The following is a 22,874-nucleotide window of genomic DNA, read 5'->3' as shown; positions in this document are numbered from 1 at the left end:
CGCCGGTTTCGAAGACCTCCCCCCCCCCAAAAAAAAAAGCGCGCCAACAGGCGCGCAAAATTTTCCAGGGAGGAGAGTGATCCCGAGGAAATCTGTCGGCTCAGCTTCCGCCGCGCATGTTCTGGACGTTGAACAGGTTGACCGGAACCATCTGGGCATCCAGCTGCCCCTTGAACTGGCCGGTCGTACAATGCTTCGCCTGGACGTCGATCATGCTGAACGCATCGAACAGGACGATGCCGCTGCCCTTGTTCTTGGCCAGATGCGAATCGGGATGCGTCATGCCGAGCATGAAGATCTTCCACAAGTCCCCCTTGCGGTCATACACAAGCGTCTGGGACATCGCCGAGGTCTGCGCGTCCATGTAATGCACGCGTTTGCTGACCGGATGATTGGGGTCGACCGGGGACGATTCGACGACGTGCACCTTGCGCAATTGCCACGTGATGTTCGGGAAGCATCCGCCCTGGCCGCCGAAGGCCACATACTTGTAGCCGTCCGGCTCCCTGTATTCGTCCGACAGCTTCATGTCGTTGTGGTTGTAAAACGGCATCAGCATGTTCACCGTGCCCTTGTACTTCCAATTCATGTCCGAAATGCGGCCGTTGTAGCCCTCGAAGTCCTCGATCATGATGTCCGACCCGAGGAAGGCGTCCGTGGTCTGCCCGGTCGACAATCGGCGCACACGGCGCTGGAACCCGAGGTAGAGGTAGGCATCATCCTGCTTCAGGTCGTCCTCGTAGCGCTGAATCAGCAGCTGCGTGTTCTTGACGTCCTGCGGTTCCTGCACGTTCACGTAGGTTGCGCGATACAGCTTCGACGGGTTCGGCGATATTTCCGGCGTCGGTGCCTGATTCAGTCGATGCGTGTATTTGATGAAATGGAAATTGAACAGGATATTGCGCTCGACCTTGCCGCTCTCCATGTTGCGGTACTTCCAGTAAAACGGCGAAATTGCCAGGCTGTCGCCCCAGTTCATGCCATAGCGGAAATTCCACGCGAGCTTCTCGCCGGCGCGCGGGTCCTTTGCATCGGGCTCTTCGGGAAACGGACGTCCCGCGACATAGCCCACCAGCTCACCCGGTTTTGCGCCGAGTTTGACCTTGCCGACGTTCTCCCGGGTCGCATCGACATAACTCTTGTTGATATCGAACGACGTCGTTGCGCCGACGGTGATCTCGACGGCCCCTTCCTGGATGTGCCGTTGCAGCGCCGGATCAAGCACCGCCGCGAAATTCGCGACGTTCGCCTTGCTGATCACCGTACCTGCCGCCAACCCGGCCGCGGTCGGCAACCCATTCTTGTATGGAAAGAAGGACTTCTCGATGTCCGCCTCGCTTGCTGCGTGCAACGTACCTGCCGCACAGGCCAGTGCCGCCACAATCACGCTTTGCCTTGCAAAATATCCGCTCATTTCCACTGTCTCCTCTTATAGGTGCGTCAGAACTTGTAGCGAAGGGTCACGTAGATATCGTCTTCCGCGACTGCTGCGCCGATCGGGCCCGCACGGAAGCGTCCGAGCGGTTCGAGGCCGGACAAACCCGCCGATCCGGGCACGAAGGGCTGACCCGATGCCGTGTAGGTCGTAAAGGGCGGATACGGGTTGGCCGAACGGGTGTCGTCGAACTTGTAGTGGTTGTCGCCGTTCGCATATTTGAAGTTGGCCCCGAACGTGACCTTGAAGTCGTCGGTGACGCTCCATTCGATCTGCGGCGCAATCGTGAAGGCTTTCGCGCGGAAGTCGCGCGCCATGATCACCTGAGGGCTGACACGGTCACCCGCCAGAAAGCCCTTGATCAGCAGCGTGCCGATGAAGTTGTCTTCCCAATCGACCATGCCCACCTTGCCAAGCGGGGCGTCGTGCTGTTCGTGATCGAATATGTGCTGCCAGAACAGCTGAGCCGAAATCAGCGTCGCACGCGTCTTGCTGATGAAGGGAATGAAGGTGGGACGATCGACGCCGATGACTGTGCGCAGGACCCTGTTCTCCGAGAACAGCTCGCGACGCGCCGTGTTCTGGAACTCCTCGCCATGCGTTAGAGCGGTTTCCATTCGAATGGCGGCATTCGCATCGGGAATCTGGAAATCCAGCGATCCGCCGATGAGGTTGACCCGCGGGTAATGGACGTCGAACGCGATCAGGCGGCTCACCGGCACACCGGCCGCAGGGGGCGTCGTATTGCCGCTGCCGCCGGTGAAGGGGTTCACCGTACCGGCGCTGAACGCGTGCAGGCTGGGCAGTTGCGAACGGTAGGTCAGCGCATTGAGGGAAAACGCGAGCCCGTCCTTCGTGATCCCCTCGTACTTGACGCCCAGTTGCGTGTTCGAGAGCGACCATTCGGGCAGATGAACCTTGCGGATGCCGATCTGGTGCGGCCCGAAGTCCGTTGCCGCCCATGCACCGGCAGTCCCGGGCGGAACGGCGGCGAAATTCGCGACGGTACCGCCGTTGTCCCACAGGTTGGCCATGCCGCGGAAGAAGCAGCTGGCGTCGAGGATCACGTTCGGCGAACCGCACTGCCCGAGATTGTTCGGCCGGAATTTGTCGAAATTCCATACGACCTGGACGTTCCGGTCCTGCATCGCATCGCTCGCGCCCATGCGGTATTCGCCTTGGGCAATCCACATCGGAATGCGGATGTCCTGAAGTTCGTCGTAGATGTTGTTGCGCGAATAGTCGATGGGGTTGATGACATCCAGCACGCGGAACAGGTCGGTACGCCCCCACACCACTTGCTGCCGTCCCAGCTTCACGAAAAGCTCGGTCCCGTCGGCGAACGGGAACGTCTTCTTCGCATAGATTTCGCGCAGGAAATCGAGCCGGTCGTTGAACTCCGGCGCCTCCAGTTCGCTCAGCTTCAGATCTCCGTAGCCGCCGAAGTCACGACAACCGCGCTTGTCCGTGTCGCACGGGCGAACGGGCACACCGAAGGCCACACCACCTTCCGTCCTGTGCCAGCGGTCGCCCAGAACCCGCATCCCGTCGTTCGGATTCGCCGCCTGGTCGAAGCCGAAGGCGTTGGTCGGCGGCAAGCCGATGGCCGTGCCGATCGGGTTGTTGATTCCACCCCCGTGCGGAACCTGGGGCCGGTTGAGGGGCGTGCCTGCGTTCGTCGGCACGGGCGGCAGCAAGGGCGCCGCCGTGTTTTCGAGCTCGATCGATCCGCCGGCGCGGCGGCCGTATTCGTCCCGATTCAGGCGATACACGCCGTCCCAGCTTCCCCGCAGAATGCTGCGGAAAGCCCAGCCGTTGCCCATCGGCTTGTCGGCTTCGACCTGAAGCGTGTTGCGGAACTTGGCGAGTCCCGCATCGTGGCGACGCACGGTATGGTTCTCGTAATACACGTCCGCGACCCAGGGCGAAGCGCCACCGCCCAGATCCGGAAGGTTTTGGTCCGCCGCCTGCACCGGCCCACCCGCGACCAGCGACAAGGCCGCGGCGAGAACGCTCAATTTCGGACGCGAAAAATCCCCTGCTGCCTTCATACAGCATTTCCTCCCTTGGTGAACCCGAATCGATTTGTGTTGGAGTCTTGCGCCGGGTTGTGCGCGTTACACCGGTTGTGCCACCGCCGTGCAGGGCGGTTCCGGTTCCTGCTCGCGGACCTGGATGACCTGGTCCTCGTCGAGATAGACCGCGGTGATGAAGCGCGGCTTGAAGATCATGACCCACGCCGGAACGAGGAGCATGGCGGCCACGACGTTGAAGAGCAGCATCAGGCTGAGCAGGAGCGCGGCATCCGACTGGAAGCGCAGATCCGACAGCACGATCCACATCACGACACCGGCGATCAGCGTCGCCGCGGTGAAGGAAACCGCGAAGCCCGTGGTCGCGATCGCCTTGAGCACCGCCTTGGCGAGATCCTGCATCGCCGCCATCTCCTCGCGGATGCGATTCATGATGTAGATCGCGTAGTCGATGCCGACGCCGATGCCGACCGCGATCACCGGGACGGTATTCACGTTCATGCCGATGTGCTTGACGCTCATGTACGCGTAGGTCATCACCGTGGCGAAGAGCATCGGCAGCACCATCAGCCAGCCCGCATGGAGCGAACCGTAGAAGGCCCAGACGAAGGCGAACGAGAGCGCGAGCACGAGCGGGACGATGAGGAAGTTGTCGTGGCGGACCGCGTCGTTGATCGCCGCATTGACACCGACGTTGCCCCCGGCGAGTTCGATGCTCAGGCCCGGCACCTTGTCCGCCAGCCCGGCGGCGCCTTCCCGCGCCAGCGCAATGGCGCGCTCGATCGTCTGAGCCTGGTGGTCCTTGTAGAAGAACACGACGTTGGCGAGATTCTCGTCCGTGTTCGTGTATTCGTTCAGGGCACCGGGAATCGGACTCGCGGCCATGAAGGTGAACATCAGCCCGCCGATTTCGTTCGGGTCGGACGGGATCTGGTTCCAGCGCGGATCCGTGTTGTGGATCAGGCCGTTCACCGAGCGGATGAGGCCCGGCAAGGCCTTCGTGCCGCCGACGTTCGGATCCTGCAACATCGTGTTCTGGAAGGACTCGATCGCACGCAGCACCTCGGGATTCTTCAGTCCACCCTTGTCCGCCGTCCGTGCCACGATGTAGAGCTCTTCCGACCCCGGAAAGCGCTCGTTGATGGCGCGCGACGACACGTTGTAGTCGTGCTGCGGATACAGCAGCGGGCTCCCCGGCTCGGCTTCGCCGATCTGCACCCCGAGGCTCAGCCACGCGCCGACGAGGACGAGGACCGCGGCCCCGACGAGCACCGTGATCGATCCCCCGCGGCTGCCGACCACTCCGAACAGTGCAACGACCACGTGCCGCAGGCCACCCTCCCGCACCGCGGCGACGCGCGGCTGAGGCAGGACCAGCAGCAGCAGTGGCACGACCAGCAGCACCGTGAACACCACCGAGAAGGCCCAGAACCCCGCGTAGTAGCCCATCTTGGTATTGATCGGCGCCGCACCGAGGGCGAGCACGAGAATACCCACGGTGTCGACGACGATCGCCAGCGAACCGGGGCGGAACAGGTCGTCGAAGGCGTTGCGTGCGGCCTGCCGCGAATCGTGGGTCTGGGCGAGTTCGAAGTAATAGCGCTCGACTAGCTGGATGCTGTGCGACATCGCGCGCGCTGCGATCAGGAATGGAATCACGAGGTTCAGGGGGTCGAGGTTCCAGCCCATCAACGAGATGAAACCGAGTCCCCAGATCGAAGACAGGGTAATTCCCAGCAAAGGCAGCAGCACGCCGTACAGACGCCGGAAATAGATCACCAGCAGGGCCACCATCAGCCCCAGCGTGTACAGGAAGATCTGGATGATCTGCGGCAGGTAGGTGTACACCCAGCCGATCAGCACCGGATTTCCGGCCGCGTGGATCCGGACCCCGTCGGCGACCTCCTTCGCCCGCACCGCCTGCAGCTCCGAGAAGACCCTGGCGTAATCGATGTCGTCCGCTTCGTTCAGCTGCGCCTTGATCATCGCCGACTTGAGATCGGGCGACACCAGCAGGCCGTAGACCCGCGGGTTCGCCTTCACATCCTTCCTGAGCGTCTCGAGCTCTTCCTCGCTCAATTTCGGCTGCGCCGGATCGTAGTACAGGCGGGAAATCATCTCCCCGCTTTCCGTCAGCCAGATCTTGCGCACCGTGCGATGCGTGAGGCTCGCGACCTGGTTGTGATTGACGCCCGGCAGACTGTCAACGCCCTGCGTCAGCCGATGCAGGCGCGACAAGGTTTCATTGGTAAAGATGTCGCCCTTGTCGACCTCGAGCGCGACCACGATCTGACTCGCACCGCCGAAGCTGCCGCGGATCTCGTTATGCAGTTTGATGTACGGGTGGTTCTGCGGCAGCAGATCCTCGAAAGCCGAATAGATCTGGATGCCGGGCAGCTTGAATGCGAAGAACACCGTCACGAGAAGGATCGCCGCGAGGATCGTGCGCGGGAATTCAAAGGCGATGTTTTCGAGTTGATGAACTGCGTGGGTAAAGCGATGGCGCATGATGGGATCTCGCTCAGTTTTTCGCGGTGACCGTGCGGTCGCCGTCGAGTGTCGTCACTTCCACCCCCCCTGCCCCGCCCGCAACCAGGACCCGGCCGTCGCCGAAGGGCAGCGCAGCACGCAGATAGGTGGCGTTACGGGCGTCAGCGAGCTTCCACTGGTCCCCGCTCGCCCGGAACACGAGCCCGTTGATCCCCACGCCCAGCGGCGTGCCCCGGTCAAGCGCCAGCCCATAGATCGGCGCGCCCGCTTCATTCATCCGCTTGCTCCAGCTCTTGCCGCCGTCGGTGGTCTGCATCACCACTCCGGCGAGGCCGGACACCCAGCCGCGGTCGCGATCCGCAAAGACCGCTGCATACGGATAGAAATCCTCGCCGATCTTCGGCAAGGCTTCCCAGGTTGCCCCGCCGTCGCCCGTGCGGTAGACCGCGCCGAATTCGCCGGTGATGAATCCTTCGCGCGCACTCACGAACTGGACGCTGGCAAGCATCGCGTCGTCACCGACGATCGTCGTGCGCCAGCTCGCACCACGGTCGCTGCTCGACGCGATCGTGCTGCCCCCGCCCACCACCCACAGGCGGTTCTCACTGTCACACGTGATAGCGAGCGGATTGACCGGCTCCGCGATCGCGCGGGCTTCCCAGTTGTCGCCCGCAGCGCCCGCAATCCAGACCCGGTGGAAAAAATCGAGTGCGGCGAAGCTTCCGTCTGCACAGGCCGTGACACCGACGAACGAGCCGAGGGGATCGAGCTGTTGCCGCGACCAGCTGTTTCCGCGATCGGCCGATGTCAGCACAACTCCCGTTGCGCCGACGACGACCGTCGTCTTCCCGTTATCCGCCGCTGCCTGAAACGCATCGGATCGTTTCACGCCCTTCGAACCGCCGTCGACAATGTTCGACGTATTCGCCGATGCTCCGCATCCGTACAGCATCACGCAAAGCAATGCACCCAAAGAGCCGGCGCACCATGACTTCATGGACCCATTCATGTTATGTCTCCTCCGTTCGGGTCGACGCGGCTCTCGCGATCATTAGGATCGCGACATGAACCGCCCCACCCGACGGCACGAATGTAGGCTCCGCCCGGCTGACCAACAATTGGTGCGCACACCTAATCAGTAGGGAGTTATCCCTGCCTCCTCCGAGGCCGGTTTTCGGCGTAATCTGCCGTTCGCAAGCGCGGGACGGGCCGTGTGCGGGGGATATGCGTGGATGACACGAGCGGCAGGCGGCATGCCGACGTAGCGCTGCACCAGCCAATGCGACCGGGGCAACGCCACACCCTGAGCATGCACAGGGACGGCCCTTACCATTCGTCGTCGAAGGCCTGGATTTCAAGCCCGACGACGAGGACGACAATGAGTGATGTTCGCGTCGCTTAGGGCGCCCAGCCTCAGTTGGGGCGTCGCGACGCCCATTTGCACTCGAGGCAGTGGCTGTTCGTGAGCATCGACAGCTGAATCAACTCGCCCGACGAGCGGACACCCAACTTGCTCATCAGCCGCCCGCGGTGCGCCTCCACGGTCTTCGGGCTGATTCCCAGGATTCTGGCGATCTCCTTGCTGCTGTTTCCCTCGACGACGAGATCGAAGATTTCCTTCTCCCTCAGCGAGAGGCTTTCAAGACAGCTGCGGTACTTGTGCCGCTCGCTTTGCTGCCCCATCGCCTCCTTGCTCTGGGTCAGGGCCGCATTCACGGCATCGAGCAGATCCTGATTGCGGTAAGGCTTCTGCAGAAAGTCGATGGCGCCCTTTTTGATGGCCTGCGCGCCCATCTGGGCGTCCCCGTACGCCGAAAGAAAGATGATCGGCAGGTTGAAGGCACGCTCGCACAGCATCTCCTGAAGCTGCAGACCGCTGAGCGCCTGCATCCGCACATCGAGGATCAGGCAGCCGTAGTCACATGAAATATTGCCGTCGAGAAACGACTGCGGCGAATCGTACATTTTCACGTCGAGGGAAATCGAATCGAGCAACCACTTCAAGGAATGACGCACCGACTCTTCATCATCGACGACGAATACGGTGGGCGAAACTTTTTCGACCTGCATGGACTCCTCCTTTTGTGTATGGTCTTCGCCGCCCGAGACTCTTCGGTCTTCTAGGCGGCGAGACCCTCCCTACATCGGCAAGGTGAATTGAAAGCGCGATCCGCCCTTGCCGATCCTCGAATACGAAAGCTGTCCGCCGTGCGACTCGACAATCGAGCGGCAGATCGTCAGACCGATCCCCATCCCGTCGGTCTTGGTGGAAAAGTAGGGCTCGAACACCCGCTTCGCAGAGCGCTTCTCGAGCCCCGTGCCGTGGTCCTGCACGAACACCGTCATCGCCCCGCCCCCGTCGATGATCTCGCTGCCGATGACCAGCTTGCGCGCCCCGGGCGGCAGACCCGTCATCGCCTCCATGCCGTTCTTCATCAGGTTGAACAGCACCTGCTGGATCTCGACCTTGCATAGCGGCACCAGCGGGGGGTCCTGCAGCAGCCGCAGGTCGACGCTGACGTCATGGCGGCGGACCTCGAAATTCAGGAACGCGAGCGCGTCCTGGATCACCTCGTTGATGTTCTCGGGCTCCTTGTCGGGCTTGTGCTTGCACACGAACTCCTTGACGTGACGCAGGATCTCGCCGGCCTGCTCGAGATACTTCAGCGCGAGCCCCATGGACTCGGAGATCTCGCCGACGCCGTCGACGCGCTCGAGACGCAAGCGGCAGCCGTTCAGGTAATTGACCGCGGACACCAGCGGCTGCCCCATCTGGTGCGCCAGCGCGGCCGCCATTTCGGCCATCGAGTTGATCCGCCCCAGGCGCGTGAGCTCCGCGTGGCGCAGCCGTTCGAGCTCTTCGATGCGCTTGCGGTAGGTGATGTCGGTGAAGGCGGCAACGACGAATTGCTCGTCCTTGCGCTCGATCAACGACGAGCTGACGCTCAGCCAGCGCAGCTTGCGCCCCTTCTCGTCGCGCATACCGATTTCGATGTTGTTGATCGAATCCTTCTGGAAATCGCGGATCTGCCAGGGCAGTCGATCCCTCGGGATCTCCGTGCCGTCGTGCAGACAGAAGCGCAGCGGCAGTTTGCGCCAGTTCTCGGGCGAAGCGCGCCGCAGGCCGACCATTTCGGCGAACTGGCAGTTGGCCTCGAGGATGTCGCCGTGCGTATCCGTGATCGAAATGCCGATCGGCAGCATGTGAAAGAGCTTCTGGTATTTCTCGCGGTTCTCATTCGCGGCCTCCTCCGCGCGCTGGCGCGTCGCAACCTCCTCCTCGAGGCTCGCGACATGCCGGCTGAGCTCCACGGTCCGCTGCTGCACGACGAATTCGAGCTTCTCGACGTCGGCCTTCAATTCGTCCTCGATCCGCTTGTGCCCGGAGATGTCCTGCACCACCCAGATGCTGCCGAGCTTCGGCCTGGCCGGATCGAGCAAGGTGCCGGTGACGATGCACCAGATCAGCGTGCCGTCCTTGCGCACGAACGGCCGCTCGTCCTTGAAGGTGTGATGAGAATCGAAGAAGTGCCCGAATTTCCGGCCGATCGTCGAAAACGAGTCGTCGCTCAGGTAATGCACGCCGACCGACTGGTTGTCGAGTTCGCCGGGTCCATACCCGAACAATTCCTCGTAGCGCCGGTTACAGCGCCGGATCCTGCGGTTGAACAGATGGCAGATTGCCACGGGCGTATTGCGAAAGATCGCCTCGTAGCCGATCGAGGCATCCTCGCCCTGCTCGTCGTCCGGTTCCACGTCGAACGCGTCATCCCTCATGAGCACTGCCTCCTTGCCGAGGTAGCGCGCGGACTCCGATCGCCGCAATGTCGTTGGGGATGTCATGGATATGTCCCATTCGTGGTTTGACGGACCTGCACCTGCAACTGCACGGTGACGGTGGTTCCCAGCAGAAGATGTGCCAGCGGTCGAGCAGGCCGGCAGGAGTCAGGATATTTGGAAGGAAAACCGCCCAAACCCGCAGACAAACGAAGACGGGAGAAACCTTGCCAGAGGACGCAGAAGGACGGAATCTCGCGGCGCACAGCCGCTATTTCATGATTTGACCGAATCGATCCAGGGGCTTTTTCCATCAAATGATCGATTCCCCGCGTGCTCCCGAACAAGGTTCGCTTGCTCGCCTCCCGATATTCTTTATTATTTGACGCAAAACAATCGCCCCTCCGGCCGCAAGGCATAAGCTCTTTAAACCGCGCCGGCCGCGATCGAGGAAATCATGGCGAAAAGGCATCCCGAAGGACGCGAGCCCGACTCACCCACGCAAACTCACCGAGAGCTACACGCGACTTCCAGGGGAATTCGGGTGCCGGCGTTCAATGATCTCGCCAAGCGCCTGCGTTTCGCGCCCCAGCAAGGCCGCATCTGGCTTGACGACCAGCGAATGATGCTGATGCATATCAGCTCGCTTGGCGCCTTGCGGCAGGAGCTGATCGAGAGCCTCGACAAGGAAACGGCGCGCGGGCTGATCACCCGCATCGGCTACCAGGCGGGTACGCGAGACGCGGCAATGGCGCGCAAGGTCCGCGCCGGTTTGAATACCTATGACGACTTCCTGGCCGGTCCGCAACTCGTGTCGCTGGAGGGCATGGTGCATTGCGAGCCGGTGGCGCTGGATATCGACGTCCAGCGTGGCCACTATTTCGGCGACTTCTATCTCGAGGACAGCTCCGAGGCGGAGGCCCACATCGCCGGCTACGGTATCGGCAACGAACCGGTGTGCTGGATGCTGATCGGCTATGCGTGCGGCTACACCAGCGCCTTCATGGGCCGCCCCATCCTGTGGCGGGAAACCGAATGCCGCGGGATGGGGCACGCGAAATGCCGCGTGGTGGGCAAGCCGGTGGAGGAATGGGAGGACGCCCAGGATGACCTGCGCTTCCTGCGGATCGGCGATTTCGTCAAATGGGCGCCGCCGGCCAAGGCGCCATTGCCCGCCACGAGCCGCATCGCCGCCGGGCTCACCAGCGCACCGGAGAACAGCTTTGGCGTGGTCGGCATCTCCGCCGGTTTCAACACGGTCTGCCACATGGTCAACAAGGTCGCGCCCACCGACGCGACCGTGCTTTTCCTGGGCGAGAGCGGTGTCGGCAAGGAAGTCTTCGCGAATAACCTGCATCGCCTGAGCAAGCGCGCAGACGGCCCCTACGTGGCGGTGAACTGCGCCTCCATTCCGGAACATCTGATGGAATCGGAACTGTTCGGCGTCGAGCGCGGCGGATTTACGGGTGCGACCACGTCTCGCGCCGGACGCTTCGAGCGGGCCGACCACGGCACGCTCTTTCTCGACGAGATCGCCACGCTGAGCTTCACGGCGCAGGGCAAGCTGCTGCGCGCGCTGCAGCAGGGCGAGATCGAGCGCGTGGGCGATACGCGCACGCGCCAGGTAGACGTCAGGGTGGTTGCCGCCACGAACGTGAACCTGCGCGAAGCCGTCAAGGCCGGACAATTCCGCGAGGACCTCTTTTTCCGCCTCAACGTCTTCCCGATCGAGGTGCCGCCGCTGCGCGAGCGCCGCGACGACATCCCGCTGATGATGAACTGGTTCCTCCAGCGCATGGGCCGCAAGCACGACAAACATATCACCGGCTTCCGCGAACGCGCGGTGGATGCGATGTTCGCCTACGACTGGCCAGGCAACGTGCGAGAGCTGGAGAACATGATAGAACGTGCGGTCATCCTCGCCGAAGATGGCGGTGCGCTCGACTTGTGCCATCTCTTCACCGGCGGCGAGGAAGTCGATACCACCGCGTTCATATTGAAGCGCAGCGGCAGCATCGGGCGTGTCAGCAAACCAGGGGGAGCGGAATCGCTGTCGGCCGCGACCGTCGGACACTCGGGACTGGCGGAAACGGAGGTGGCGATGTTGCGGGCTGCCGTCGCGGAGGCTAACGGCAACCTGTCGCAGGCCGCCCGCGTACTGGGCATCAGCCGTCCGACACTGGTATACAGGCTTCGTAAATACGACGTCATGCCTGAAGCACGTTGATGGGAGCAGCAGGGCGCGTTCGAGCCGGCTCCCGGCGCGCGCATGCTCGATCGAACAACGCGCCCTGCTCCAGCGGCGGCACGGCACCCAGGCTGAGCATTATCACCCCGCCGACGATTCGTGCGATCCCCTCGCTCCGTTCCATCTTCGTCCGCTCGCAAGCAAGCGGCCGGCCGACTCGGCGTCGAGCGGGCGCGAGAAGAGGAAGCCCTGACCGAAGGCTACGTTCAGTTCGCGCAGCCGCGCGAGCGTCGTCACGGTCTCGAGGCCTTCGGCCACCACGGTCATGTTGAGGCTGCGCGCGAGCGCGACGATCGCCTGCACGATTTCGTCGTGCCGGGCCTCGACGTCCATCCTCCGCACGAAGGAGGCGTCGATCTTGAGGATGTCCAGCGGGAAGCGGTGCAGATACGACAGACTCGAATAGCCGGTACCGAAATCGTCCATCAGGAACTCGATCTGCTCGCCCTGCAGCCGTTCGAGCATGGCGCGGACGGCGTCGCTGCCGTCCATGAGGACGCTCTCGGTGATCTCGAGCTTCAGGTAACGGGCCTCCAGCCGCGCCGTGGCCAGCGACTGAAGGACGGCCTCGGCGAGGTCCGGCTGCGCGAACTGGACCGCGGAGACGTTGACGCTCACCTTGGGGCGCCGCTGCGGAAACTGCGCCTGCCACGCGCTGATCTGGCGGCAGGCTTCCTGCAGCGCCCAGCGTCCGATGGGCACGATCAGGCCGGTGTCTTCGGCGACCGGGATGAATTCGGTCGGCGGCACCAGACCGCGCTCGGGATGGCGCCAGCGCATCAAGGCCTCGAAACTCTCGATTTCGCCGCTCGCGAGATTGACCAGCGGCTGGTAGTAGAGCTCCAGTTCGCCGCGCTCGAGCGCTCGGCGCAGGTCGGTTTCCAGCCCCAACAGGTTGACCGCGAAGGTGTGCATCGTCGTGTCGAACACCTGGCAACGCCCCTTGCCCTGCGCCTTGGCGCGCTGGTTGGCGGTATCGGCGTCGCGCAGCATTTCCTCCGGCGTGGCGTAATCGCCCGGCCCCATGACGATGCCGATGCTCGCCGAGGTGAATATCTCGTGGCCGTCGATGGCCAGCGGGCCCGCGAGCGAGGCCTGGAAATCGCGGGCGAAGGCGATCGCCGCATCGGCGCTGGACAGCCCCTCGACGAGCAGCGCGAACTCGTCGCCGCCCAGACGGGCGACCGTGTCCCGCGGGCCGATGCGCAGCTTGAGCGCGCGTGCGATGGCCAGCACCAGCGCGTCGCCGACGTTGTGGCCGAAGCTGTCGGTGATGATCTTGTAGCGGTCGAGGTCGACCAGCATCACGGCGAAGCGGCATCCGCCCGCGCCGGCGAGCGCACAGTGCAGCCGTTCCATGAACAGGGTGCGGTTGGGCAGACCGGTCAGCGCGTCGTGCAGGGCCTGGAAGCGCAGCCGCTCCTCGGCGAGCTTGCGTTCGGTGATATCGGTCTGCGAGCCGGCGATGCGGTACGGCTGGCGGGCCTCGTCGCGCACGGCGAGACCGCGGGTGAGCATCCAGAGCAGCTCGTTGCGGTGGTTGCGCATGCGGTGCTCGCTTTCGAAATGCGCCGTGCTGCCCGAGAGGTGCGCCTGCAGCCGGGCCTGCACGGCAGGCCGGTCCTCTTCGTGCACGCGCGAGAACCATTCTTCGATCCCGTCGCCGATCTCGTCGCCGGCGTAACCGAGCATGCTCTTCCAGCGCGGCGAGTAGTAGACGCACCCGGAACGCAGGTCCCAGTCCCACAGGCCGTCGTTGGCGCCCTGCGCGGCGAGCGCGTAGCGTTCCTCGCTCTCGCGCAGGCGCGCCTCGGCGAGACGGCGCGCGCGGCGCACCGCGACCTCGCGCAGTTCGCGCTCCACCGCCGGCACCAGCCGGGCGAAATTGCTCTTGAGGATGAAGTCGTGGGCGCCGGCCTTGAGCAGGCGCACCGCGGTTTCCTCGCCGATGGTGCCCGAGACCATGATGAACGGCAGATCGCAGCCGCAGCTGTTGAACAGCTCCAGCGCCGCGGACCCGGAAAAGTGCGGCAGCGTGTAGTCCGAGATGACGAGATCGAAGCTGCTGCAATCCCCGAGGGCGGCCTGCATGGCCGGTGCGGTTTCGACGCGCGTCGGCAGCGGATCGTAGCCGCCGCGGCGCAGCTCGCGCACGATGAGCAGCGCATCGTCCTCGACGTCCTCGACGATCAGCACCTTGAGCGGCTGGCCGGCCATGATGGCTATCCCTGCACGGGCGGCGGTTCGTTGAGTTCGAGCCAGTACACACCCAGCTGGCGCACGGCCTCCATGAACGCGACGAAATCGACGGGCTTGCGGATGTAGCTGTTTGCGCCGCACCCGTAGCCTTCGAGCAGGTCGCCTTCCTCCCGGGACGAGGTCAGGATCACCACCGGCAGGATGCGTGTGCGCGCATCCGCGCGCAGCTGCCGCAGCACTTCGAGCCCATCCACCTTGGGCAGCTTGAGATCGAGCAGCACGACCGCCGGCAGGGGCGCGTGCCCGCCGAGCAGGTAGTCCAGCGCCTCCGCACCGTCGCGCGTGACCGCAACGTTGGTGATGTTGTGTTTGCGCAAGGCGCGCAGGGTCAGCGCCTCGTCGTCCGGGTTGTCCTCCACGAGGAGTACGATTCGGTTTTCCATTGCAGTGTCTCCCGATGGATGCGTGTCGGTCCGGTCACTCGATCGCGGCGTCGTCGGGGAGCGTGAAGCGGAACGTCGCCCCCGCCTCCACCGCCCCTTCCGCCCACACCTCGCCGCCATGGCGGTGCACGATGCGTTGCACGCTGCTGAGACCCACGCCGGTGCCGGGGAATTCGGCCGCCGTGTGCAGCCGCTGGAACGCCCCGAACAATTTGCCGACGTAGGCCATATCGAATCCGGCACCATCGTCGCGCACGAAGTACACGGCGGAACCGTCCTCGCGCCGTTCGGCGCCGAACTCGATCTGCGCGCGCGGGTGGTGGGCGGTGTACTTCCACGCATTGCCCAACAGGTTCTCGAGCACGACGCGCAGCAGCCGCGGATCGGCCGCCGCGGTGACGCCGTCGGCGATGACGAATTCCACCGCGCGCTGCGGATCGGCCTCACGCAGCTCGTCGGCAACCGCGCGGGCCATGGCCGAGACGTCGACCGGCTCGCGCCGCAACTCCGCGCGCGACAGGCGCGAAAGCTTGAGGATGTCGTCGATCAGCTGCGCCATGCGCTGGCTGGCCGCGCGCACGCGCCGCAGCGAGTCGCGCCCTTCTTCGTCGAGGCGATCCGAATAGTCCTCCAGCAACACCTGGCTGAAGCCGTCGATGCTGCGCAGCGGCGCGCGCAGGTCATGCGACACCGAGTAGGAGAAGGACTCCAGCTCGTGATTGACCGCTTCGAGTTCGGCCGCGCGCCGCTCCAGGGCGCGGTTGAGGTGCTCGATGGCGGCCTCGGCCTGCTGGCGCTCGGTGATGTCGCGCAAGGTCGCGGTAAAGATCGTTTCGCCGGTCAATCGGAGCTTGGAGATCGACGCCTCGGCCGGGAACTCGGTACCGTCCTTGTGGCGCCCGAAGACCGCCCCCCGCGCATTCATTTTCCGCGTGACGTCTTCGGACCGACCGAACGCGGCGACGTGTTCCCGATGCACTGCCCGCAGCCGCTCGGGAAGCAGAATGTCGAGGGGCTGGCCGAGGACTTCGTCTGCGCGGTAGCCGAAGATCTTCTCCGCCCCCCTGTTGAACAAGGTGATGCGCTGCATCTCGTCGATGGAAACGATGGCATCGGCGGCGATCTCGAGGATGCCGGCGAACCGGGCGCGCGCCGCATGCGCCTCTTCCTCCGCGTGCTTGCGCTCGGTGATATCGCGGCCTTCGGGAATGAGCAGCACGACTTCGCCGTGCTCGTCGTACACCGGCTTGAGCGAGAAATCCAGGGTGCGGATGGCGTTGTTCGCGCCGAAGGCCTCGATCTCGTAGCGCACGAACCTGCCTTGCGCGGCCTCGGCGATGGCCAGCCGCAGCCGATCCTGCACTTCCTGCGAAATGCGCCACCACCGCGTCTCCCAGAAAGGGCGGCCGACCACGTCGATACGCTCGGCGCCGATAAAGTCGAGCGCCGTCTGATTGGCTTCGAGCAAGGTGCCGTCCGGCGTGAGCAAGCCGGTGAACTGGAACGTCTGGTCGAAGATGGCACGAAAGCGGCGCTCTTGCTCGAGCATTGCCTGCTGCGCCCGCTTGCGCTCGGTAATATCCGAGGCGATGCCAAGGTAGCCGGTAATCTCTCCTTGCCCATCCCGCAGCGCAGTGATGGAAATCCGTACCGGAACGCGCACGCCGTCCTTGCGCACGTAGGTCCACTCTTCCTCGTCGAGCTGCTCGCGCCGCGGCTTCACCGTGAAGACCTCGAAGCCCGCAGCCACCGGTTCGCCCAGTTCGCGCGACAGCGCCGCCGCGCGTTGCGCGATTTCCTCCGCGTCATGGAAGATCTGCGGCGTCGCCCGGCCCACCAGTTCCGCGGCCGAATACCCCAGCATGCGTTCGGCCGCGTGGTTGACGGTCAGGATGGTGCCCTGCGTGTCGGTGGAGATGATCGCGTAGCTCGCGCTGTCCAGAATCGCCTGCAGCACGGTGAGCGTCCGCATCAGTTCGAGCCGGATCCGCCTGCGCTCGGTGACGTCGGTGGCGATGCCGCACAAGGCGAGGATGTGTCCGTCGGCGTCCCGGACGGGGAACTTCATCGCCAGATAGGTGCGCGGCTCGCCTTCCTGCTGCACGACTTCCTCGACTTCCATCGGCGCGCCTCCCTCCAGCACGCGACGGTCGTCCTCACGCAGCCTTTCGGCGACGTCCGGCGGAAAGAGCTCGGCACAGGTCTTACCGACGATACCCTCGCCCCGCAGATTGAAGACCCGCTCGAAATAGCGGTTCACGAGCAGGTAGCGCCCATCGAGATCCTTCATGAAGATGATGGCCGGCGTATTTTCGAGCAAGGCCTCCATCTGCCCCTCTTTCGCCCTCAAGGCGGCAGCGGTCTGTTCCAGCCGCCGCGACTTCTCCTCGAGGCTGGCGGTGCGTTCCCGGACCCGCAGTTCGAGCTCCTCGCGGACCTCCCGCTCCCGCTGCGCCGCCTGCCGCAGCGCGCGGCTCAGGGTGTCGAGTTCCTCGATCCGGGTGTCCGGGATGGCGGGCGCGGTGCCATGCTGCAGCGCCTCTGCCGAAGCGGCCAGCGCGGCGAGCGGCAGCGCCATGCGCCGTTGCAGCCGATGCGCGAGGTAGGTGGCTGCGCCGAGAAGCAGCACTGTCGCAATCAGCCACGGAATGAACATGCGCAAGACGGGCGCAAGGATTTCCTCACGGGGTATCGCGATCACGACCGTCCAGTCGGCGGGCGCCACACGCCGATACGCGTACAGGACGGGCACGCCTTCGAGATTGCGGCTTTCGCCAACGCCTTCGCGGCCCGGCGCAATGCCCCGATCGAAAGGGGCCGGAGCCCGGACACCGAGATATCGGGCCTGGTCCGCGTTGCGCGCGATGATGCGGCCGTTGGCATCGACCACCGCTGCGTTTGCCGTGCCCGAGCCGCGCTGACTAGCCAGCAGTGAGGCCAGTGCGTCGGGCGTGAAACCCATGTTGAGCGAATAGCGTGGCTCGCCGTTGCGCAGCACCGGCACGCTCGCACTCAGCACCGGCCGTCTGATCACCGGACCATAAAACAGGCTCGTGACATTGGCACGCCCCGAGGCCAGCGGCTCCAGGATGCGCGTGTCGTAGGAAGGCAAGTGCCGCCCCTCCCACTCGACCTCCTGCTGTTTCGCAGACATCTCCAGCAGGTTGGGCAGCGGGGCACCGACAGGCGCCTGCGTATTGACCACCATCTGCCCGGACGGCTCGACCAGCACGATCCAGCCGAGCGCGTGCGGCGACATCGCCGCGGCGGCGACGCGGTGGAACCCGGCCCAGTCTCCCCTGTCGATTTCCGGCAGCGCGGCGAGCGTATCGAGGATCGCCACATTCATGCCGAGTTCGCGCTCCACCGCCAGCGCCAGCGTCTGCACGCGTTCACGCAGCCCCTCGACGGCCGCCGTGCGATGCGTGCTCCACTGCAGCCACAGGAAGCCGGCGGTCACCAGCACAAGGGGCACGAGCGAAGCCAGTACCAGCCGCAGCAGGGCGGCGCGCAGCGATATCCTGCGCTGGCCGGTGGCCGGCAGCGGGCCCGGAAATCGCACGGAAGACGGTCCGAGGTCCATGTTCCCCCCAGAAACGGCGGCGGCGCCTGCCGTCACCCCCCCGGCACGCACCACGTCGCTGCGCGCCGCCCGGTGTACAACCCGGCCCGGTCCGGGACTGGAACGCGGTGAAGAATGAGATATCACTTTCGGCCTATTCGTCCGGCTTGTCCAGCGACTTGCCGGCGAAATGGCGGGAGCGGCCTGACCGGCGAGCCCCCGGCAACAGGCTTGGGTGACCGGGTGCCCGGGCGCGGTGAAGATATGCCCGGTCGCTCCGCTCTCGACCACGTCGCGCCAGAACGACGGACCGGGATATGAGCACCGGATACCCGGAGGCATGAAACACTTGCTGTCCAATCCTCCACTCGGGGCTGTATCGTCACCATCGACGCGATGGGCACGCAGACCGACACGCCGGCACCATGCGCGCGCAAGGCGGGCTACGTGATGTGCGTAAAGGATAACCATCCGAAGTTTGCCGCGTCGATCCTGCTCGCCCAGACCGGTGTCGACGACAAATACGCGTAAGTGTCCCGTTCCGAGACCACCACCGGGGACGGGCGTACCGAACTGCCGGGAATCAGGGCATGACATTAGATTGTGCAAGCCCTGCCCCACCGAAGCCTTCGATCCTCAAGTCCGCAAGCGCCCTGAAGCCGCATGCGTCAACGCTCTTGGTGAACGTCGTCATGACTTCACCCTCCGAGCTTCAATTCGAAATTACCTTTTCAAGGCTGCGCCTCGTCGAGCAGCGCGGTCAGCCCGGCGCGAACGACTTCGCTGTCGCCTGGCGACAGCTTTCCGATCTGACCTCTGACCAGGCGATGGTCGAGCGTAAACAACTTGAAGCGCACCTTGGAGGGCGCCGGCAGGCCCGCTGCATCCAGGTCGGCGATCCTGCAATCAAGCGGCCAGGGAGCATTTGCCTCGGACGTGATCATGGCCATGACCGAATGACCCGCGGGCGTGTTGAAAACCGCCGCGCCCGAGAGCACCAGCGCGGGGCGATTCTTGGTGGCGTTGCGGTCGGTGAACGGAAAGGGCACGCGCACGATCGCAAAGCGCTCAAAGCTCACGGTAGGCTTCCTCGTCGGCCTCGCCGGCCCATTCGGACAGCGTGCCCTCGACAGCGCGCAGGTATTCGACATCCAGCGGTTGCACCCGACGCACCGTCGCCGTTCCGTCAGCGTCGACGTCCCAGGCGATCAGGTCCCCCGGCTTCACATGCAATGCGGCGCGCACGTCCTGGGGGATGGTGGTCTGCCCCTTGGCAGTGATCTTGCCAACAGCAAGCATTTCGCTCTCCAGTAAGGATGGCATTACATTCTTACTCTATATCGTTCATGCTTGTGCATCAAGACGACGTCCGAACGTCAGTCGTTATGCCCGCGTCCGGTAGGCAAAAGACTCTCTTCAATATGCTGCGACAGGCTCCGTTTGTATCCCGGAAACGGCTTCAGCCTGCCCGTCTCCCGCCGCCGTCCTGATCTTGAACCAGATGGAATACATGGCCGGCAGGAACACCAGGGTCAGGACTGTCCCGGCGAAGGTGCCGCCGATCAAGGTATAGGCCAGCGTTCCCCAGAACACCGACTGGGTGAGCGGGATGAAGGCGAGGATGGCGGCGAGCGCGGTCAGGATGACCGGGCGCGCGCGCTGCACGGTGGCCTCGACCACGGCGTCGAAGGGCGCCAGGCCGTCCTTCTCGTTGCCGCGAATTTGGCCGATCAGGATGAGCGTGTTGCGCATCAGGATCCCGGACAACGCAATCAGACCGACCAGCGCGTTGATGCCGAACGGTTGCCCGAACACCAGCAGCGTGGGCACGACACCGATCAGGCCGAGCGGCGCGGTGGCGAACACCATGGTCATCGCGGAGATCGAGCGGACCTGGAAGATGATGGTGATCAAGGTCAGGGCGATCATGATGGGGAACAGCGGCGCCAGGGCGCGATTGGCCTTGCCGGACTCCTCGATGGAACCCGCCTGCTCGATCCGGTAGCCGGCCGGGAGCTTCGCAATGATCGGCTGAAGATCCTTCAGCACGGCGGTGGACACGTCCGGCGGCTGCAAACCCTCGGCGATATCACCCCGCACGGTAATCGTCGGCGTGCGATCGCGACGACGCAGGATGGGGTCTTCCATGCGCACCTCCACGCTGCCGACCTGCGACAGCGGAATCCGCTGGCCGTTGGCTCCAACCAGAGTGAAATCCGCAATTCTGCCCGGATCGAGCCGCGTGCTTCCGGCCGATCTGGCGGTGACCTGCACCGAACGGATGTCTTCGCGCACATCGGTCACCGGAATGCCATTCAGCAGGAACTGAAGCTGTTGGCCCACGTCGCTGGAGCTCAGGCCGAGGCTCTGGAGCCGGTCCTGGTCGAGCGAGAAATGCAGTGCGGGCACACGCTCGCCCCAGTCGGTGTTGACCGTCCGCATCTGTGCAGAGGCCTGCATCACGGCACGCACCTCTCCCGCGATGTCACGCAGCTTGTCGGGGTCCGGCCCCATCACGCGGAAGGCCACGGGAAACGGCGAAGGGGGGCCGAACACGATCTGGGTCACGCGCACCCGCGCCTCGGGCGCCAACCCGTCGGCCGCCGCCTGGCGCAGTCTGAACTTGAGCGCTTCCCGTTCCTTGTCATTCCCCGTGAGGACCACGATCTTGGCGAACGACGGATCGGGCAATTCAGGTGACATCGCCAGGAAGAAGCGTGGCGCGCCCTGGCCGATGTACGCAGTGACGACCTTGGCTTCCGCTTGCTTGGCCAGCCAGGTCTCGACCTTCGCGGTGGCCGCACTCGTCTGCTCGATCGAGGTGCCATACGGCATCTGCACCTCGACGAGCACTTCCGGCCGGTCCGAGGTCGGGAAGAACTGCTTGTTGACCGCGCCCATGCCCAGAACCGCGACCACGAAGGCGCCGATCACGCCCGCCGCGACCAGCCATTTGCGCCGGATCACGCCTCCCAGCAGTCGGCGGAAGCGCTCGTAGTTCGGCGTGGCGTAGATGGCCACGTGCGCGCCCGCGTGTCTTTTGAAGTTCGGCAGTAGCTTCACCCCCAGGTAGGGCGTGAACACGACGGCAACGATCCACGATGCGATCAACGCAATGCCGACGATCCAGAACATGTTGCTGGTGTACTCGCCGGCGGTCGATTTGGCGAAGCCGTTCGGCATGAAGCCGATCGCTGTCACCAGCGTCCCGGAGAGCATGGGCGCGGCGGTATGACTCCACGCATAGGCGGCGGCGCGGATGCGGTCGTAACCTTCCTCCATCTTCACGACCATCATCTCGATGGCGATGATCGCGTCGTCGACCAGCAGCCCCAGGGCGAGGATCAACGAGCCCAGCGTGATCCGGTCGAAATTCTTGCTGGTCGCCGCCATGATGATGAAGACTGCGGCCAGGGTCAGGGGAACCGCGGCCGCGACCACGATGCCGGCGCGCCACCCCATGCTGAGAAAGCCGACCAGCATCACCACGCCGAGGGCGACCAGGAACTTGACCATGAACTCGCCGACGGCGGCGCGGATATTGACCGACTGGTCCGTGACCTTGGACAGGCTCATGCCGAGCGGCATCTCGGCGTTGATTGCCGCCGCCTCCGCCTCCAGCGCCTTGCCGAGATCGAGTCCGTTCCAACCCTCGCGCATGACCACGCCGAGCAGCAAGGTCGGCTCGCCATTGTTGCGGATGAGGAAAGTGGCCGGATCCTCGTAGCCTCGCTTCACCTCGGCGATATCGCCGAGCTTCAGCGTCCGGCCGCGCGCCGCGACCGGCGTATTCCTGATCGCTTCCAGATCGTCGATCGCGCCATCCAGGCGGATGAAGACCTGCGGGCCCTTGGCTTCGATCGAGCCGGCGGGCGTCATGACGTTGCGCCCGTTCAGCGCAGCGAAGAGGTCGCGCGGCGAGACGCCCAGGGTCGCGAGGCGGTCATGAGAGAACTCGACGAAGATCCTTTCGGCCTGCTCGCCGATGATGTTCACCTTCTTGACGCCCGCCACGTGAAGCAAGCGCTGGCGCATGGTCTCCGCGTCGCGCACCAGCTGCCGATGCGGCTCGCCCTTCGCTTTCAGGGCATAAAGCGCAAAGGTCACGTCGGCGTACTCGTCGTTCACCATCGGACCGATGACGCCACGCGGCAGCTTGAGCCCCTCGTCGCCGAGTTTCTTGCGCGCCTGATAGAACTGCTCGGGGACCTCGGCGGGCGGCGTGCGGTCGAGCAGGAACACCGTCGTGAAGGCCAGGCCCGGTCGCGTAAAGGTCTCGGTCCGGTCATACCAGCGCAGTTCCTGCATGCGCTTTTCCAGCGGCTCGGCGACCAGTTCTTCCATCTCCTTGGCCGTGGCCCCGGGCCAGGCCGTGACCACGGTCATCTGCTTGATGGTAAAGGCGGGGTCCTCCGCCCGGCCGAGCGTCAGGAAGGCCACGACGCCGGCGACGAAGATCGCCAGCATCAGGAACAGGGTGACCGAGCGCTCGCGTACGGCGAGGGCGGAGAGGTTGAAGGCGCTCATTTCCGTTCCCCACCGTCAGCGAGTCGCACCTGCTCGCCTTCGTGCAGCAGATGCGCGCCCAACACGACGACGCGATCGCCCGCTGCCAGGCCGGCGACGACCGAGGCGCCTTCGTTACTCAGGCCGGCCAGCTGCACGGCGCGCCAGCTCACCCGAGGCC

General features: G+C 64.4%; 13 protein-coding genes and 1 pseudogene. 2 read left to right on the top strand and 12 right to left on the bottom strand.

Translation table 11 applies throughout. From position 1 onward, the window contains the following. Window positions 1-100 precede the first annotated feature (100 nt). The 6 genes from GPA22_RS15110 to GPA22_RS15085 all read right to left on the bottom strand — a co-directional run bounded on the left by GPA22_RS15110 (window position 101) and on the right by GPA22_RS15085 (window position 9,735). The gene (locus GPA22_RS15110; RefSeq protein ID WP_211169149.1) at window positions 101-1,414 is read right to left on the bottom strand and encodes a DUF1329 domain-containing protein; all 1,314 of its coding nucleotides are present in this window, start codon (window positions 1,412-1,414) and stop codon (window positions 101-103) included. A 26-nt stretch (window positions 1,415-1,440) separates the two neighbouring features. After that, window positions 1,441-3,486, bottom strand: coding sequence for a DUF1302 family protein (locus GPA22_RS15105; protein ID WP_169256896.1), 2,046 nt, complete (start codon window positions 3,484-3,486; stop codon window positions 1,441-1,443). A 66-nt stretch (window positions 3,487-3,552) separates the two neighbouring features. Next, window positions 3,553-5,976, bottom strand: a complete 2,424-nt coding sequence (locus tag GPA22_RS15100) for an efflux RND transporter permease subunit (RefSeq protein WP_169256895.1) — start codon at window positions 5,974-5,976, stop codon at window positions 3,553-3,555. 13 nt (window positions 5,977-5,989) lie between these two features. Beyond that, window positions 5,990-6,967 (bottom strand): sialidase family protein, encoded by a 978-nt coding sequence (locus GPA22_RS15095; protein WP_169256894.1) that lies wholly within the window; start codon window positions 6,965-6,967, stop codon window positions 5,990-5,992. A 404-nt stretch (window positions 6,968-7,371) separates the two neighbouring features. After that, window positions 7,372-8,028, bottom strand: a complete 657-nt coding sequence (locus GPA22_RS22960) for a response regulator transcription factor (protein ID WP_169256893.1) — start codon at window positions 8,026-8,028, stop codon at window positions 7,372-7,374. 69 nt (window positions 8,029-8,097) lie between these two features. Continuing rightward, window positions 8,098-9,735, bottom strand: a complete 1,638-nt coding sequence (locus GPA22_RS15085; protein ID WP_169256892.1) for a PAS domain-containing sensor histidine kinase — start codon at window positions 9,733-9,735, stop codon at window positions 8,098-8,100. 544 nt (window positions 9,736-10,279) lie between these two features. On the opposite strand from GPA22_RS15085, the gene GPA22_RS15080 reads away from it, so the two are divergent. Next, complete coding sequence (locus GPA22_RS15080; RefSeq protein ID WP_169256891.1) at window positions 10,280-11,962, top strand: sigma 54-interacting transcriptional regulator; 1,683 nt, start codon at window positions 10,280-10,282, stop codon at window positions 11,960-11,962. A gap of 102 nt (window positions 11,963-12,064) precedes the next feature. Here the strand turns inward: GPA22_RS15080 and GPA22_RS15075 are convergent, their stop codons facing one another. Genes GPA22_RS15075 through GPA22_RS22805 form a run of 3 tightly spaced genes read right to left on the bottom strand, consistent with a single transcriptional unit; the run spans window position 12,065 to window position 17,203 of the window. After that, window positions 12,065-14,200, bottom strand: a complete 2,136-nt coding sequence (locus GPA22_RS15075; protein WP_169256890.1) for a two-component system response regulator — start codon at window positions 14,198-14,200, stop codon at window positions 12,065-12,067. 5 nt (window positions 14,201-14,205) lie between these two features. Further along, entirely contained in the window at window positions 14,206-14,625 is a 420-nt protein-coding gene (locus tag GPA22_RS15070) for a response regulator (protein ID WP_169256889.1), read from the bottom strand. Between the two features lie 34 nt (window positions 14,626-14,659). Further along, complete coding sequence (locus GPA22_RS22805; protein WP_281374144.1) at window positions 14,660-17,203, bottom strand: PAS domain-containing sensor histidine kinase; 2,544 nt, start codon at window positions 17,201-17,203, stop codon at window positions 14,660-14,662. Window positions 17,204-18,532: 1,329 nt separating this feature from the next. On the opposite strand from GPA22_RS22805, the pseudogene GPA22_RS22800 reads away from it, so the two are divergent. Further along, window positions 18,533-18,700, top strand: a pseudogene (locus GPA22_RS22800) (ISAs1 family transposase); the annotation flags it as partial. Between the two features lie 218 nt (window positions 18,701-18,918). Here GPA22_RS22800 and GPA22_RS15060 read toward each other — a convergent pair. The 3 genes from GPA22_RS15060 to GPA22_RS15050 form a co-directional block, all read right to left on the bottom strand. Further along, the gene (locus tag GPA22_RS15060) at window positions 18,919-19,266 is read right to left on the bottom strand and encodes a type II toxin-antitoxin system PemK/MazF family toxin (RefSeq protein ID WP_169256887.1); all 348 of its coding nucleotides are present in this window, start codon (window positions 19,264-19,266) and stop codon (window positions 18,919-18,921) included. Beyond that, window positions 19,256-19,486: an AbrB/MazE/SpoVT family DNA-binding domain-containing protein gene (locus GPA22_RS15055; RefSeq protein ID WP_169256886.1), complete on the bottom strand. Its 231-nt coding sequence runs from the start codon at window positions 19,484-19,486 to the stop codon at window positions 19,256-19,258. Before GPA22_RS15055 ends, GPA22_RS15060 begins: the two co-directional genes overlap by 11 nt. Window positions 19,487-19,603: 117 nt before the next feature. Continuing rightward, a complete protein-coding gene (locus GPA22_RS15050; protein WP_169256885.1) occupies window positions 19,604-22,714 on the bottom strand; it encodes an efflux RND transporter permease subunit in 3,111 nt (1,036 codons plus the stop codon). Window positions 22,715-22,874 lie beyond the last annotated feature (160 nt).

The organism is Aromatoleum toluvorans, assembly GCF_012910905.1.
GTDB classification, from domain to species: Bacteria; Pseudomonadota; Gammaproteobacteria; order Burkholderiales; family Rhodocyclaceae; genus Aromatoleum; species Aromatoleum toluvorans.
The sequence above is the reverse complement of the archived record's forward strand: the minus strand, read 5'-3'. Positions and strand labels throughout refer to the sequence as shown.